The sequence below is a fragment of the Confluentibacter flavum genome (assembly GCF_002843175.1).
Classification (GTDB): domain Bacteria; phylum Bacteroidota; class Bacteroidia; order Flavobacteriales; family Flavobacteriaceae; genus Confluentibacter; species Confluentibacter flavum.
In genome coordinates, this window is record NZ_PJEO01000026.1 from 1 (window position 1) to 15,780 (window position 15,780).

At 35.0% G+C, this 15,780-nt stretch carries 16 protein-coding genes; 1 reads left to right on the forward strand and 15 read right to left on the reverse strand.

Translation table 11 applies throughout. From position 1 onward, the window contains the following. On the reverse strand, positions 1-1,137 hold a 1,137-nt coding region (locus CSW08_RS08030), incomplete at its 3' end, for an FG-GAP repeat domain-containing protein (RefSeq protein ID WP_238987227.1). Between the two features lie 303 nt (positions 1,138-1,440). Between CSW08_RS08030 and CSW08_RS08035 the strand changes: the two genes are divergently transcribed. Then, a complete protein-coding gene (locus tag CSW08_RS08035; RefSeq protein WP_106659389.1) occupies positions 1,441-4,578 on the forward strand; it encodes a glycoside hydrolase family 2 TIM barrel-domain containing protein in 3,138 nt (1,045 codons plus the stop codon). 263 nt (positions 4,579-4,841) lie between these two features. Here the strand turns inward: CSW08_RS08035 and CSW08_RS08040 are convergent, their stop codons facing one another. The 14 genes from CSW08_RS08040 to rpmD form a co-directional block, all read right to left on the reverse strand. After that, positions 4,842-5,756, reverse strand: coding sequence for a dimethylarginine dimethylaminohydrolase family protein (locus CSW08_RS08040; RefSeq protein ID WP_106659390.1), 915 nt, complete (start codon positions 5,754-5,756; stop codon positions 4,842-4,844). A gap of 66 nt (positions 5,757-5,822) precedes the next feature. Then, the gene (locus CSW08_RS08045; RefSeq protein ID WP_106659391.1) at positions 5,823-7,109 is read right to left on the reverse strand and encodes a citrate synthase; all 1,287 of its coding nucleotides are present in this window, start codon (positions 7,107-7,109) and stop codon (positions 5,823-5,825) included. A gap of 176 nt (positions 7,110-7,285) precedes the next feature. Continuing rightward, entirely contained in the window at positions 7,286-8,578 is a 1,293-nt protein-coding gene (gene eno / locus CSW08_RS08050; protein ID WP_106659392.1) for a phosphopyruvate hydratase, read from the reverse strand. Between the two features lie 143 nt (positions 8,579-8,721). Then, the gene (carA, locus tag CSW08_RS08055; protein ID WP_106659393.1) at positions 8,722-9,825 is read right to left on the reverse strand and encodes a glutamine-hydrolyzing carbamoyl-phosphate synthase small subunit; all 1,104 of its coding nucleotides are present in this window, start codon (positions 9,823-9,825) and stop codon (positions 8,722-8,724) included. Positions 9,826-9,996: 171 nt separating this feature from the next. Then, a complete protein-coding gene (gene rplQ, locus CSW08_RS08060) occupies positions 9,997-10,473 on the reverse strand; it encodes a 50S ribosomal protein L17 (protein ID WP_106659394.1) in 477 nt (158 codons plus the stop codon). 134 nt (positions 10,474-10,607) lie between these two features. Further along, positions 10,608-11,600 carry a DNA-directed RNA polymerase subunit alpha gene (locus CSW08_RS08065; protein ID WP_106659395.1) on the reverse strand — a complete coding sequence of 331 codons (993 nt, stop codon included), beginning with the start codon at positions 11,598-11,600 and terminating at the stop codon, positions 10,608-10,610. Positions 11,601-11,698: 98 nt separating this feature from the next. Then, on the reverse strand, positions 11,699-12,304 hold the full coding sequence (rpsD, locus tag CSW08_RS08070) for a 30S ribosomal protein S4 (RefSeq protein ID WP_106659396.1): 606 nt from the start codon (positions 12,302-12,304) through the stop codon (positions 11,699-11,701). 179 nt (positions 12,305-12,483) lie between these two features. Further along, positions 12,484-12,867, reverse strand: a complete 384-nt coding sequence (rpsK, locus tag CSW08_RS08075) for a 30S ribosomal protein S11 (protein ID WP_106659397.1) — start codon at positions 12,865-12,867, stop codon at positions 12,484-12,486. Between the two features lie 107 nt (positions 12,868-12,974). Continuing rightward, on the reverse strand, positions 12,975-13,349 hold the full coding sequence (rpsM, locus tag CSW08_RS08080; RefSeq protein WP_106659398.1) for a 30S ribosomal protein S13: 375 nt from the start codon (positions 13,347-13,349) through the stop codon (positions 12,975-12,977). Positions 13,350-13,351: 2 nt separating this feature from the next. After that, entirely contained in the window at positions 13,352-13,468 is a 117-nt protein-coding gene (gene ykgO / locus CSW08_RS08085; RefSeq protein ID WP_013305171.1) for a type B 50S ribosomal protein L36, read from the reverse strand. Positions 13,469-13,527: 59 nt separating this feature from the next. After that, a complete protein-coding gene (infA, locus tag CSW08_RS08090; protein WP_028289261.1) occupies positions 13,528-13,743 on the reverse strand; it encodes a translation initiation factor IF-1 in 216 nt (71 codons plus the stop codon). 8 nt (positions 13,744-13,751) lie between these two features. Next, positions 13,752-15,107 carry a preprotein translocase subunit SecY gene (gene secY / locus CSW08_RS08095; RefSeq protein ID WP_106659399.1) on the reverse strand — a complete coding sequence of 452 codons (1,356 nt, stop codon included), beginning with the start codon at positions 15,105-15,107 and terminating at the stop codon, positions 13,752-13,754. Between the two features lie 15 nt (positions 15,108-15,122). Continuing rightward, positions 15,123-15,575, reverse strand: a complete 453-nt coding sequence (gene rplO, locus CSW08_RS08100; RefSeq protein WP_106659400.1) for a 50S ribosomal protein L15 — start codon at positions 15,573-15,575, stop codon at positions 15,123-15,125. Between the two features lie 15 nt (positions 15,576-15,590). After that, positions 15,591-15,773: a 50S ribosomal protein L30 gene (gene rpmD, locus CSW08_RS08105; protein ID WP_106659401.1), complete on the reverse strand. Its 183-nt coding sequence runs from the start codon at positions 15,771-15,773 to the stop codon at positions 15,591-15,593. Positions 15,774-15,780: the final 7 nt, after the last annotated feature.

The window sequence follows — 15,780 nt, forward strand, 5'->3', positions numbered from 1 at the left end:
GTCCTTGAGCCCATCATTGTCAAAGTCGGCGATCAGCGGCGCCCAGCTCCAATCGGTCTTGGATATGCCTGAAAACTGTGCCACATCGCTAAAGTAACCATTGCCGTTGTTCAGGTTAAGGATATTGGACATATAAGCATAGTGGAATCCTGAGCGAGCTGTTTTCCAAAAACCATTCGTATTCATCGTAGCCATATTTTCCTTACCTCTGCGGTGATCTTCAGCGGACATATCTACAACAAATAAATCAGGCAAAAGATCGTTGTTGACATCGGCATAATCCGAGCCCATGCTGCTATATGACGTATGTTTTAGTCTTGTATTTACTTGATTTGTGAAGGTGCCGTTCTTGTTGTTGATATATAGCTTATCAGGGGTAATAAAATCGTTGGCAACGAACACGTCCAGCCAACCGTCATTGTTGTAATCACCAATGGAGGCGCTTAGACTAAACTCCTTGTTGATGATACCGCTTTCCAAGGTAACATCGGTGAACTGCGTACCATCGTTCCTATATAGATGATCAGAGGTTTGAGGGAAAAAGTCCTTATCTTTTAAAATATTATCAAGATCGATAGAATTAAAGAAATCGTCCCGATGATTAACAAGGAACATGTCCAGATCGCCATCCCTGTCATAGTCAAAAAAATAGGATTGGACTGAAAAGCCATCATCGTCCAGGCCCCATTTTTGCGCCTCTTCCTTAAATGTACCATCCTTTTGGTTAATGAACAGTTTATTTTTTCGCAGACTTGTCTCACTTCGGGAGGCTGATTTACATACATAGATATCCATCCATCCATCGTTGTTGATGTCGATCATATTCACGCCAGTGGTCCAGCCCCCAATGTCCGCAACGCCTGCCCTGTCGGTAACATCCTCAAACTCAAAATCCCCTTTGTTAAGGTACAGTTTATTGGACTGCTGGTTGGATGTCAGGTAGATGTCCTGGAGCCCATCGTTATTGACATCAGCTATGGCAACACCACCACCATTGTATACATAAGGGTAATTCAAAGCATTAAAATCTGCGGTCTCTTCTACGGTATTGTTGAAATGGATGTTCGTCCGTTCATTGTCCAACAAGGTGAAAAGCGTCTTGGCAGTCGTCTCTTTCTCTTTGACTTTATCCTCCATACATGAAAATGATAGGATCAATAGAAAAGCGAGAATCTGTATTTTTGATATATGCATAATAGTTTAGTTCAACACAACCGTCTGATTGATATCTTATTAATAGTTGGTTTGGTTGGTCTTCAAATGTAGAAAAATGGAATGGTTACACAAAAGATTTTATAAAACTTAATTTCGCTAATGAAATTAATAGTCCCTACTAAAAGTTACCATATTATTCTAAAAATACTAACTTTTAAAACTGAAAAGGGATTGAATAATTGATAAAAATAACCGAACTTCGTTTTTCTTAAAATTTAACTAAAAATGAAGAAAATCATTTTCTATCCATTAGCAATCATCTTTTTATTAGCAATTACGTCTTGCCAAAACATGTTCAGCCAGAACGATTGGGAAAACCCGGAGATGTTCCAACAGAATAGGGAAAAAGCACGAGCCACTTTTTACACATATTCAACATTAGATAAGGCCTTACTTGACAATCCAGAAGATGAAAGCTTTATTAAATGTTTAAATGGGAAATGGAAATTTAATTTCACGGATCATTCGGACAAAGGTATCCCAGACTTTCAAAAAGTTGGTTTTGATGACAGTAAATGGGATGAAATCCCTGTCCCTGGAAATTGGGAAATGTACGGCTATGGCTATCCTCATTACACCAATGTTGTCTATCCTTTTGAAAAAAATCCACCATTTATAAAAGATTCGCAAAACTCGGTAGGTTCTTATATAACTTATTTTGAGGTTGATGAACACTGGTTAAACCGTGAGATCTATATTCAATTAGGATCCGTAAAATCGGGATATTACTTATGGATAAATGGAAACAAAGTGGGCTACAACCAGGGCTCTAAGCTCCCTGCTGAATTCAATATCACGCCTTATTTAAAAAAAGGCACTAATAAATTGGCAGTAAAAGTCTTTAAGTTTACCGATGGCAGTTATTTAGAGGACCAAGATTTTTGGAGATTATCAGGCATCCAAAGAGATGTTTACCTTTTTGCCAAACCAAAAACCCATATCAGTGACTTTTTCGCCAAAGCATTATTAGATGCGACTTATGAAAATGGGGAATTTGCATTAGAAGTTGAAATTAAGAACACATTAGCTAAAAAAGTATCCAATTTAAAACTTCAATACCAAATTCTAGATGCCGGGGGAAAAGAAATTCTATCAAACGAAAACATATTCAGCATTAAATCCTCAAGTGTGAACAAACTGAGTTTTACTGATGAAATTCCTAAAGTGAACTCATGGTCTGCTGAAAACCCTAATTTATATACTTTAGTATTAAACCTAGAAGACAGTAAAGGAAATACTATGGAGGCCACTTCCATAAAAATAGGGTTTAGAACCACCGAGATTAAAGGTGGACAATTATTAGTAAATGGCAAACCCATTCTTTTAAAGGGCGTGAACCGCCATGAGCATAACCAAGATCATGGACATGTTGTAAATGAAGAAGACATGCTTGCAGAAATCAAAGTGATGAAACGGAACAACATTAACGCCGTTCGTACCAGTCACTATCCCAATGACCCTATTTGGTACAAACTTTGTGACCAATATGGCTTATATCTGTTTGATGAAGCCAATGTGGAATCGCACGGCATGGGTTATAATCCAAAAAATACTTTAGCAAATAAACGGGAATGGAAAGCGGCTCATGTGGAGCGTATTATAAACATGGTTGAACGGGACAAAAACCATCCATCCATAATTGTATGGAGTATGGGTAATGAAGCGGGAACCGGGCCAAATTTTTTAGAGGCTTATAAAGCTGTTCATGCTCGTGATACAAACCGTCCTGTACACTACGAACGTGCTGAAAAAGAAACAGATATTACAGAACACCACACCGATATTATATCAAATATGTATGCACCTATTGATTGGGTTGCTAATAGATGGGTTGGAAGCGATGCGGAACGTCCATTTATATGGTGCGAATACTCCCATGCTATGGGCAATAGTTCTGGTAACTTTAAGGAATATTGGGATTTGGTGCGTGGCAACAGACAGATCCAAGGTGGTTTTATTTGGGACTGGATGGATCAAGGGCTTACAAAATACAGTGAGGATGGCACTAAGTTCTGGGCTTATGGAGGACATTTTGAACCAGAAGGCGTTTACACGGATGGTAATTTTTGTTTTAATGGCCTGGTAAACCCGGACCTAACGCCGCACCCCGGTCTGTTTGAAGTGAAAAAGGTATATCAAAATATCCATTTTAAAGACCTGAAAATTTCTGATGGAACAATTACAATTCTGAACGAACAGTTTTTCTTGGATTTGGATGCTTATCTGGTCCGTTGGGAATTAATGGAAAATGGCAAAACCATCCAAACAGGTACATTCTTACCAACAGGTGTTTCGCCACAAACCGAAAAGGCGTTTAATATTGGCTTAAAAGATTTCAATCCTAAAAAGGGCGATGAATATTTTTTGAACATGTATGCATTGCAAGGAAAAGAAACCGAACTTATACCGTTTGGACATGAGGTTGCTTCAGAACAATTTGCGTTAACAGATTTTGAAAAAATTGATAATAAACCAATTGTTTCAAATAATATGATTGTTAAAGATGTAACTGATGCTATTCAAATTACTGGTAAAAATTTCACTGTTAAAATTTCCAAAAAAACAGGCGCGATAACATCCTACAAGTTGAACAACTATGAATTGATGAACGACCCATTGGTTCCAACGTTTTGGCGTGCCCCAACGGATAACGATTTTGGCAATAAAATGCAGATACGATGCGAAGTTTGGAAAGAAGCAATGAATAACGCCACTTTAGAAAGCATCAATCACAACACAGTGTCCCAATCGGAATTAACCATTAATACAAGATTAAAATTGCCAACAGTGGAAGGTGCCATAGACATGGCATACAGTATTTATGGCAATGGCGACATAAAAGTGGACTACACCTTTAAATACGATGCTGATTTACCAGAAATTCCACGTATAGGTGTGGTTTTTAGAATGCCAAGAGAATTCGACAATTTGGAGTATTACGGTCGTGGCCCATGGGAAAACTATATAGACAGAAACACGGCTGCCTTTGTTGGTATCTATCAATCTAAAGTGGCTGATCAATATTATGTTTATGGCAGGCCACAGGAAAACGGACATAAAACGGATACCAGATGGCTTACCCTAACAAATCAATCTGGATTGGGTTTTAAAATTGAAGCAAACAGTAAACCCATTGAATTTAATACTTTGCACAACAGTACCGCAGATTTTGATGAAGGAAAGGTAAAGACTTTGAGAACTCCAATTGATATTAAGGAAAGGGATTTTGTAGAAGTGCATATAGACCATAAAATGATGGGCGTTGGCGGCGATGATAGCTGGGGTGCAAAACCACATAAACCTTATATATTTTATACGGATAAAGTTTATAATTATAGTTTTACTATACGTCCTGAATTGTAAATAATGATAAATTATTAGAAGGAAAATATTGAAATTCGTTTAATGTCTGATATAATTAAATTGCATGTTGAATAAATATTTTCGACAAGTTTTATATCGAATTTAAAAGAAAACCTCAAGCTAACAGCGGTTTATATAAATTGTTAAACTTGGGCATCTCCTCGATTCCTTAGCGGAATCATATAGGAGTTTTGTCCTTGGAATCATCCGTAATAAATCATCACAACTGCTGAAAACCACCACATATTAAACAAATTACAAAATCAGTCCCTAACCAAAGGCATCGTAGTACACCTTAGCAAGCCGCCTTGTTTACCAATTTCAGCATAAGGCACTTCTTCAACAATAAAGCCTTGTTTACGTAACCAATTATTTAATCTGGCAAAGTTTTTTTCAGAAATAATAACCTCTTCAGAAATAGAAAAAATATTGCTGTTCATGTTATACATTTCGTCTTTAGTAATTTCAAATATGTTTTCTTTTCCAAAAAAATCAACCAACCATTGGTATTCGCGTTCTATTAAAAATCCGTTTTTATAAATAATGGCTTTTCCCTTTCCAATGGGTTGAAAGCAGCAATCTAAATGCAAGGCGTTTTTTTTAGGATTTGTATTCGATTTTTGCAGCTCGAAAGCCTTTACCGTTTTTTCTGGAAATAATTCTTGTATGGCAATCACGGCATCCATATTAGTTCTTGCCGTAATGTAATCGGCATAGTCTTCTCCCGAATACGTCCCCATAAAAATATAATCGTCCCAAAGTATGACATCACCGCCTTCTACATGACATTCTTTTGGCAGAACAATTCTGTTCCGTCTATCTACTTGATTCCAAACATAGCGTATGGCTTCAATTTCGCGTCCTCTATCAGGCAAAATATTGGCCCTTATTATTTTATTTTCAATAACAAAAGCGATGTCTCGCGAAAATATTTGGTTACAGTCTTTAATTATATTGGGCCTATAAACCTGTACACCATATTTCTTTAAAACAGTTTCAACGGCATCCATTTCAAGAATCATGTCTTCTTCTTTTGGATAGTTTCCAGCCAGAACACTTTCAATACTTTTAGGGTCGTAACAATCCTCAACTTGTGGCACTGGGCCATTGCTTTTAGCAGTTCCCAAAATGACCGCTCGCAATCTTGACGTTTCGTTATTTATGTTAAGTTCTAGCATGATGTAAATATAAAAAAGCTCCACAAGTAAACTTATGAAGCTCTGATAATTTATTTTAATGATGTGTTATCTATTTTCTAATGGAACAAATGATCTCAGTTTTGCTCCAGTATATACTTGTCTTGGTCTACCAATGGGCTCTTTATTTAAACGCATTTCGCGCCATTGAGCTATCCAGCCCGGTAAACGTCCTAAAGCAAACATAACCGTAAACATATCGGTTGGAATGCCCATACCTCTGTAAATGATTCCTGAATAGAAATCTACGTTAGGATATAATTTTCTATCAACAAAATATGGATCTTCTAAAGCTTCTTTCTCAAGGCCTTTCGCGATGTCTAAAATAGGATCTTCAATTCCTAGGTTACCTAATACTTCATCAGCTGCTTTTTTAATGATTTTAGCTCGAGGATCGAAATTTTTATATACACGATGACCAAAACCCATTAATCTAAACGGATCTTCTTTATCTTTTGCTTTAGTCATATATTTTTTAGTATCGCCACCATCCTCTTTAATAGCCTCCAGCATTTCCAATACCGCTTGGTTGGCACCACCATGAAGTGGTCCCCAAAGTGCAGAGATTCCTGCTGATAGTGATGCAAATAACCCTGCATGTGAAGAACCAACGATTCTAACTGTTGATGTAGAACAGTTTTGCTCATGGTCTGCATGTAAAATTAAAAGCTTATCTAAAGCGTCTACTAAAATTCTATTTTGAATATAGTTACCATTAGGCTGTCTGAACATCATTTTTAAGATATTTTCAACATAGCCCAAGGAATCATCACCGTAATCTAATGGTAATCCAAGTTTTTTTCGATAAGTCCAAGCTACTAACACAGGAAATTTACCCATGATTTTAACTATAGCCCTATACATATCAGCCTCGGAATTCACATTAACTGAGGTTGGATTAAATGCTGTTAAGGCACTGGTCAATGAAGATATGACTCCCATAGGATGAGCCGTTTTGGGAAAAGCGTCCACTATTTTTTTAACATCTTCATCTACAACAGCTTGAGCCTTAATATCATTATGAAATTTATCATTTTGCTCCTTTGTAGGCAGTTCTCCAAAAATCAAAAGATAGGCAACTTCTAAAAAGTCGGCTTTCTCAGCCAATTCTTCTATGGAATAGCCTCTGTATCTTAAAATCCCTTTTTCTCCGTCTAAAAAAGTAATGCTGCTTTCGCAAGAACCAGTATTTTTAAACCCTGGATCTATAGTAATCACACCTTCTGATTCGCTTCTGAAATTAGAAATATCTATCGCTAATTCATTTTCTGTTCCCTCTATTACTGGGAGGTCTATTTTCTTTCCGTTAACTTCAATGCTAGCAGTATGTGCCATGTTATATTGTGAATGTTTAATAATTAATTTTGATTTGCTAATTTACAAAATATCTCAGGATTAATAAAGCTTATCTGCGTGAGGATTTATCAATTATTATATTATTATTAATGACGAATAAAAAAAGGCGATTATTAAAAATTAATCGCCTTTTTCATAATATTCTATACGTATTATTACTTAATTTTAAATGCCTTTTCTTGTGGGAAATAAGCTGTTTCACCTAATTCTTCTTCAATACGAAGTAATTGGTTGTATTTAGCCATACGGTCACTTCTTGAAGCAGAACCCGTTTTAATTTGACCACAGTTTAAAGCGACAGCTAAATCTGCAATTGTGTTATCTTCAGTTTCTCCAGAACGATGAGACATAACAGAAGTATATCCCGCATTTTTAGCCATATTTACCGCTGCAATGGTTTCTGTTAAGGATCCAATTTGGTTTACTTTAACAAGAATGGAATTTGCAATACCTTCTTTAATACCTCTTGATAAACGCTCGACATTGGTTACAAATAAATCATCGCCTACCAATTGTACTTTATTACCAATTTTATCGGTTAATAATTTCCATCCTTCCCAGTCGTTTTCGTCCATACCATCTTCAATAGATATGATTGGATATTTTGCTGCTAATTCAGCCAAGTATTCAGCTTGTTCCGCTGATGTTCTTACTTTACCTTTATCGCCTTCAAATTTAGTATAATCGTATTTTCCATTTACATAAAATTCTGCCGCAGCACAATCTAATGCAATCATAACATCTCCACCAAACGTATATCCTGCTTTTTCAACTGCTAATTTAATGGAATCTAAAGCATCTTCAGTTCCACCAGCTAAGTTAGGAGCAAAACCTCCTTCATCACCAACAGACGTAACTAAACCTCTATCGTGTAATACTTTTTTAAGATTGTGAAAAATCTCTGTACCCATTTGCATAGCGTGAGTAAAACTTTTAGCTTTTACAGGCATAATCATAAATTCCTGAAATGCAATAGGCGCATCACTATGGGAACCGCCATTGATGATATTCATCATAGGCACAGGAAGCGTATTTGCAGACACACCACCCACATATCTGTACAATGGCATATTCAATTCTGCTGCTGCTGCTTTAGCAACTGCTAAAGAAACACCTAGAATAGCGTTAGCACCTAATTTTGATTTATTTGGAGTTCCATCTAAATCAATCATAATTTTATCAATCAAATTTTGTTCAAAAACAGACACTCCCAATAATTCTTGAGCAATAATTGAATTTACATTATCAACCGCTTTTAAAACACCTTTGCCCATATAGGCCTTTCCTCCGTCACGTAGCTCTACTGCTTCATGCTCTCCTGTGGATGCTCCAGACGGCACTGCTGCTCTTCCTAAAACATCATTTTCTGTTACTACATCAACTTCTACAGTTGGGTTTCCTCTTGAATCAAAGATTTGTCTTGCGTGTATATTTATTATTGCACTCATAATTGGTTATTTTTAAACTTTTTAATATGTCAAATTTACGGTTAAATCCCCTCAAATTAATGATGTTTTCAAAGAATTTATTAAAAATATGCCTACAACGTTTTAGTAACTCTAATCCTGTTAGTAAACATCTTTTAAGAGATTTATTTTTTAATATTTTCTATGAATTGATCGAACAAATAAGATGCATCATGTGGTCCGGGACTAGCTTCTGGATGGTACTGCACCGAAAAGCAATTTTTAGATTTCATGGCTAAGCCAGCAACAGTATGGTCATTTAAATGCACGTGGGTTACTTCTAAATCAGGATGGGCTTCCGCCTCTTCTCTATTAACAGCAAAACCATGGTTTTGGGACGTTATTTCACCTTTACCAGTCCTTAGGTTTTTAACTGGATGATTAATGCCTCTATGCCCATGATGCATTTTATAGGTAGACACCCCATTCGCCAAGGCTATAATTTGGTGGCCTAAGCATATGCCAAACAAAGGTAAGTCGCGCTTTATTATTTCTTTGGCTAAGTTTTGAGCATCTACTAAAGGCTCTGGATCTCCAGGACCGTTAGATAAAAAATAACCATCTGGTTTAAATGCTTCTAAATCTTCAAACTTCGCATTGTATGGAAACACTTTTATATAAGCATCTCTTTTCGCAATGTTACGAAGTATGTTTTTCTTAATACCAATATCTAATGCTGCTACTTTATAGGTTGCATTTTCATTACCAAAATAATAAGGTTCTTTGGTTGATACTTTTGAAGCCAACTCTAAACCATTCATATCAGGAACGTCTGCTAATTGCTTTTTTAACCCTTCAATATTATCAACTTCGGTAGAAATAACAGCATTCATCGCGCCATTATCCCTAATATAACTCACCAGCGCTCTGGTATCTACATCAGATATCGCTAATAGGTTATTTTTATCTAAAAATGATTCTAATGAACCATCGGAATCTATGCGGGAATATTCGTAACTAAAATTTTTGCAAATTAGTCCCGCTATTTTGATAGAATCAGATTCAACTTCTTCATCATTTACACCATAATTTCCAATATGTGCATTGGTAGTAACCATTAATTGACCATAATATGATGGGTCGGTAAAAATCTCTTGGTACCCAGTCATGCCCGTATTAAAACACACTTCTCCAAATGCGGATCCTTGTTTATTTCCAACTGCTTTACCGTAAAAAATAGTACCATCTGCGAGAAGAATGATGGCTTTTTGTCGTTTTTGATATTTCATGTGTTAGCTTATAGTTTTTAAATTGTCACATGTGACCTTCATATAATAGTTGTTTTTTTAATATTATACGAGTTATGGAAGGTTTCATTCCTAAAAAAGTTTTACAAAATTGCATAAAAAAAAGGATAAACTAAAATAGTTTATCCTTTATATTTTAAATGTTTTTAACATTTATTCCTCTTCTTCTTTTGATGCTTTAGTATCAACAACTGGTGCAGCAGCAGGTTTAGAACCACCTCTTCTACTTCTTCTAGTTGTTTTCTTTTCTGGTTTACCTGCGTTGTAGATTTCATTGTAATCTACAAGCTCAATCATAGCCATATCAGCATTATCACCTAAACGATTACCAAGTTTAATGATTCTTGTATAACCTCCTGGTCTATCACCAACTTTAGCAGCAACATCTCTAAATAATTCTGCTACAGCTTCTTTTTGTCTTAATCTGCTAAAAACAATACGTCTGTTGTGCGTAGTATCTTCTTTAGATTTAGTAATCATTGGCTCCACAAATAGCTTTAAAGCTTTTGCTTTTGCAACCGTTGTGTTAATACGCTTGTGCTCTATTAAAGAACAAGCCATATTTGCCAACATTGATTTTCTGTGAGCAGTTTGTCTGCCTAAGTGGTTTATTTTTTTTCCGTGTCTCATGACCTTTTTGTTGTCATCATCTTGCTTCTATACCTATGTTTAAGGGAGCAAACTATGATGGGTTAAATTTATTTATGATTTACGATTTACGATATTTAAAATTCTAAAATTGAAATTCGTAAATCTAAAATCCTCTAGTCTTTATCTAATTTGTATTTACTTAAATCCATTCCGAAGTTCAAACCTTTAATATGTACAAGCTCTTCAAGCTCTGTTAAAGATTTTTTACCAAAATTTCTAAACTTCATTAAGTCGTTTTTATTGAAAGATACTAAATCTCCCAAAGTATCAACTTCTGCCGCTTTTAAACAGTTAAGTGCACGCACGGACAAGTCCATATCGATTAGCTTAGTTTTAAGCAACTGTCTCATGTGAAGTGATTCTTCATCATAAGTTTCAGTTTGTGCAATTTCATCAGCTTCTAATGTAATACGCTCATCGGAGAATAACATGAAGTGGTGAATTAATGTTTTAGCAGCTTCTGTTAAAGCATCTTGAGGTGTTATAGAACCATCTGTAATGATTTCAAAAACTAATTTTTCATAATCGGTTTTTTGTTCAACACGATAGTTTTCAATACTATACTTTACATTTTTTATTGGTGTGTAGATTGAATCCGTAAAGATAGTACCAATTGGTGCAGCAGCTTTTTTATTTTCTTCCGCGGGTACATAACCTCTACCTTTTTCAATAGTGATTTCCATGTTATAGTTCACTTTAGGATCTAAATTACAGATTACTAATTCTGTATTTAATACTTGGAATCCTGAAATAAATTTTTGGAAATCTCCAGCTAATATTTGTTCTTGACCAGAAATTGATATAGAAATAGATTCGTTATCAATATCTTCAATCTGTCTTTTAAAACGAACTTGTTTTAGGTTTAATATGATTTCTGTAACATCTTCAACCACACCTGAAATTGCTGAAAATTCATGATCTACACCTTCAATTCTAACTGATGTGATAGCGAATCCTTCTAAAGAAGAAAGCAAAACTCTTCTTAATGCGTTACCTACTGTTAATCCATATCCAGGTTCTAAAGGGCGAAATTCGAATTTGCCTTCAAAATCTGTGGAATCAATCATGATTACTTTATCGGGCTTTTGAAAATTAAATACTGCCATACTTTTTTCTTCGTTTTGATTGTTATTTAATTGCGCGGATTATAAGTTTGAAGAAATACAAATAAACCCTTTGGCCAAATACCAATATTATTAATTTATTATTTAGAATATAATTCGACGATGAATTGTTCGTTTATGTTTTCTGGAATTTGAATTCTAGCAGGAACAGAAACATATGTTCCTTGCTTAGTTTCGTTATTCCAAGTGATCCATTCGTATACTTGACTTGAGTTTGATAAAGATTTATCAATCGCCTCAAGTGATTTTGATTTTTCTCTTACAGCAACAACATCTCCAGCCTGTAACTGATAAGAAGGTATATTTACCAATTCACCATTTACTGTAATGTGTCTGTGAGATACTAATTGTCTTGCACCACTTCTAGAAGGAGCTATTCCCATTCTAAAAACTACGTTATCCAATCTAGATTCACAAAGTTGTAACAATACTTCACCTGTGATACCTTGAGCTGCTCTAGCTTTCTTAAACATATTTCTGAATTGACGCTCTAATACACCATAGGTATATTTAGCTTTTTGCTTTTCTTGCAATTGAATTGCGTATTCAGATTTTTTTCCACGACGCTTGTTTGCACCGTGTTGACCTGGAGGATAATTTCTTTTTTCAAAAGATTTATCTTCTCCAAAAATAGCCTCACCAAATTTACGAGCTATTTTAGTTTTAGGACCAGTATATCTTGCCATTTTAAATTGTTTTTTTTAAGAGTGATTATGAATTAAGGTCTTAATCTTATCCTTCGATAATCGTTGATCTCTTGTTGATACTTGTTTTTATTTTTTCAGTTTGCAAATTTACACATAAAATTAATATCAATTGCAGTAAAACAATTGATATTAATTTTATTTATTGTAATGAATATAAATTATACTCTTCTACGTTTTGGAGGACGACATCCATTATGTGGTAATGGAGTAACATCAATAATTTCAGTTACTTCAATACCTGCGTTATGGATAGAACGAATAGCAGATTCTCTACCGTTTCCTGGACCTTTAACATATACTTTTACTTTTTTTAAACCAGCTTCTTGCGCTACTGCTGCTGCATCTTCTGCCGCTAATTGTGCTGCGTAAGGCGTGTTTTTCTTAGAACCTCTAAATCCCATTTTACCAGCAGAAGACCATGCGATAACATCGCCTTTTTTGTTGGTAAGTGAAATAATGATGTTATTGAATGATGCATTAACGTGTGCTTCACCTACAGAATCTACAATAACTTTACGTTTTTTTGTACTTGCTTTTGCCATATTTTCTAGTTTTCAGTTGTTAGTTGATAGTCGCTAGAATCCTAAACCTTTATAATTTCAAACAGATTCCTTCCAACGTCTAATACTAAAGACTAAATATTAATTAATTATTTAGTTGCTTTTTTCTTGTTAGCAACTGTTTTCCTTCTTCCTTTTCTTGTTCTGGAATTGTTTTTTGTACGTTGTCCTCTTAAAGGAAGACCCGATCTATGACGGATTCCTCTGTAACATCCAATATCCATTAAACGTTTAATGTTTAATTGAGTTTCAGAACGTAATTCACCTTCAATAGTAAAGGTAGATACAGCGTCACGAATGTTTCCAATCTGATCGTCATTCCAATCTTGAACTTTAGTACTTTCGTCTACTTTAGCTGTTGCTAAAATCTCTTGGGCTCTGCTTTTACCTATTCCGTAGATATAAGTTAAAGCGATAACTCCTCTTTTGTTTTTTGGTATGTCTACACCTGCAATTCTTGCCATAATTACCCTTGTCTTTGTTTGAATCTAGGATTCTTTTTGTTTATTACGTAAAGTCTACCTTTTCTGCGCACTATTTTACAATCGGCGCTTCTTTTTTTAACTGATGCTCTTACTTTCATCTGCTGATATTTATTTTTTTTAACTGTCAGATGCAACCTTTGGTTTCACCGTATCTTTATTAGTACCTATAAGTTATACGAGCCTTAGATAAATCGTAAGGACTCATTTCTAATTTTACTTTGTCTCCTGGCAATAATTTAATGTAATGCATACGCATCTTACCAGAAATATGCGCAGTCACTATGTGACCATTTTCTAATTCAACACGGAACATTGCATTTGATAATGCTTCTATAATGGTTCCATCTTGTTCTATTGCTGCTTGTTTTGCCATCTATAATATTAAGCTAATGCTTTTCTATTTTTACCTGTTTTCATCAAGCCATCATAATGTCTATTTAACAAATAAGAATTTACTTGTTGCATAGTATCTATTGCTACACCAACCAAAATAATTAATGAAGTACCTCCAAAAAATAATGCCCATCCTTGTTGAACTCCCATAAGCTTAACGATAAATGCTGGAAAAACAGCTAAAAATGCTAAGAAAATAGAACCTGGAAACGTTATCTGAGACATGATTTTATCAAGATATTCTGAAGTTTCAGTACCTGGTCGAATTCCTGGTATAAAACCGCCACTACGTTTTAAATCGTCCGCCATTTTATTTGTTGGAACCGTGATTGCTGTATAAAAATATGTAAATATGATAATTAGAATAGCGAATGTAATATTATAAACTAATCCAAACATATCAGCATAGTTGGTTTGTAACCATCCACCAACAGCACTTTCCTTTAGAAATGATGATCCTCCAATCAATCCAGGAACAAACATAATAGCTTGTGCAAAAATGATTGGCATAACTCCTGAAGCATTCAATTTTAATGGTATGTATTGTCTTGACCCCGCCATAACATTTTTCTCATAGCTACCGGTAGCTGTTCTTCTTGCATATTGCACGGCAATCCTTCTAACAGCCATAACAAGCATGATTGCAGCCAATATCACAGCAAACCAAACAACAAGTTCAATTAATACCATCATTAAACCGCCATTTCCACCACCTTCTATTCTAGAAGCGTAATTTTGAATAAATGATGCGGGCATTGTAGCAATGATACCTACCATAATTAATAGAGAAATACCGTTACCAATACCTTTATCTGTAATTTTTTCTCCTAACCACATGGCAAAAATACATCCCGTTACTAAAATAGTTATTGATGAAAAATAAAATGTAAAACCTGTACCTAATAAAAAGGCACTTTGGGGAATTCCCAATGCTGGCAAACTTGCTAAATAACCTGGTGCTTGCAATAAACAGATACCAATGGTTAACCAACGGGTAATTTGATTTATCTTTTTTTGACCACTAGCGCCTTCTTTTTGTAGTTTTTGTAAATAAGGAATTGCTATTCCCATTAACTGTACTACAATAGAAGCAGAAATGTAAGGCATAATACCTAATGCAAATATCGAAGCATTTGCAAAAGCACCACCTGTAAAGGCATTAAGTAATCCTAATAAACCACCATCTGTACTATCTGCTAGCCCTCCCAATTGGGCAGCATCAATACCTGGCAGAACTACTTGAGCACCAAAACGGTAGACTAATAACAGACCAAGGGTAACCATGATTCTGTTTCTTAGTTCTTCTATTTTCCAAACATTTTTTATTGATTCTATAAATTTCATACGCGTAGTTAGGTCTTATAAAGTTACAGCTTCTCCTCCTGCAGCTTCAATAGCAGCTTTTGCTGAAGCAGTAAATTTATGAGCAGATACTTTTAATTTAGCCTTCAACTCTCCTCTTCCTAATATTTTAACTAGGTCATTTTTACCAGCTAATCTATTTGAGAACAAAACGTCAAAATCTACAGTATCTTTAATCTTTTTATCGTCAACTAATTGTTGTAACGTATCTAAATTGATTCCTTGATACTCAACACGGTTAATATTAGTAAAACCAAATTTAGGCACACGTCTTTGAAGTGGCATTTGTCCACCTTCAAATCCAACTTTCTTAGCATAACCAGAACGAGATTTAGCTCCTTTGTGACCTTTAGTCGCCGTACCACCTTTTCCAGAACCTTGTCCTCTACCTATTCTTTTACCTTGATTTTTAACTGAACCTTCTGCAGGTTTTAAATTACTTAAATCCATTTTCAGTATTTATTATTATTTAATTTCTTCAACAGAAACTAAGTGATTTAATTTGTTTACCATACCAAGTACACTTGGAGAGGCTTCATGCTCTACAACTTGACCAATTTTTCTAAGACCTAAAGATTCTAATATTCTTTTTTGTCTTTGCGGACGATTGATTGCACTTTTTACCTTTGTTACTCTAATTTTTGCCATCTTTATC

Coding starts and splice junctions, on each gene's coding strand:
- secY (WP_106659399.1), bottom strand. CDS start 15,107: ATGAAATTTATAGAATCAATAAAAAATGTTTGGAAAATAGAAGAACTA.
- rplO (WP_106659400.1), bottom strand. CDS start 15,575: ATGGATTTAAGTAATTTAAAACCTGCAGAAGGTTCAGTTAAAAATCAA.
- CSW08_RS08045 (WP_106659391.1), bottom strand. CDS start 7,109: ATGGCACATACTGCTAGCATTGAAGTTAACGGAAAGAAAATAGACCTC.
- rplQ (WP_106659394.1), bottom strand. CDS start 10,473: ATGAGACACGGAAAAAAAATAAACCACTTAGGCAGACAAACTGCTCAC.
- ykgO (WP_013305171.1), bottom strand. CDS start 13,468: ATGAAAGTAAGAGCATCAGTTAAAAAAAGAAGCGCCGATTGTAAAATA.
- carA (WP_106659393.1), bottom strand. CDS start 9,825: ATGAAATATCAAAAACGACAAAAAGCCATCATTCTTCTCGCAGATGGT.
- eno (WP_106659392.1), bottom strand. CDS start 8,578: ATGAGTGCAATAATAAATATACACGCAAGACAAATCTTTGATTCAAGA.
- CSW08_RS08035 (WP_106659389.1), top strand. CDS start 1,441: ATGAAGAAAATCATTTTCTATCCATTAGCAATCATCTTTTTATTAGCA.
- CSW08_RS08040 (WP_106659390.1), bottom strand. CDS start 5,756: ATGCTAGAACTTAACATAAATAACGAAACGTCAAGATTGCGAGCGGTC.
- rpmD (WP_106659401.1), bottom strand. CDS start 15,773: ATGGCAAAAATTAGAGTAACAAAGGTAAAAAGTGCAATCAATCGTCCG.
- CSW08_RS08065 (WP_106659395.1), bottom strand. CDS start 11,600: ATGGCAGTATTTAATTTTCAAAAGCCCGATAAAGTAATCATGATTGAT.
- rpsM (WP_106659398.1), bottom strand. CDS start 13,349: ATGGCAAGAATTGCAGGTGTAGACATACCAAAAAACAAAAGAGGAGTT.
- rpsD (WP_106659396.1), bottom strand. CDS start 12,304: ATGGCAAGATATACTGGTCCTAAAACTAAAATAGCTCGTAAATTTGGT.
- infA (WP_028289261.1), bottom strand. CDS start 13,743: ATGGCAAAACAAGCAGCAATAGAACAAGATGGAACCATTATAGAAGCA.
- rpsK (WP_106659397.1), bottom strand. CDS start 12,867: ATGGCAAAAGCAAGTACAAAAAAACGTAAAGTTATTGTAGATTCTGTA.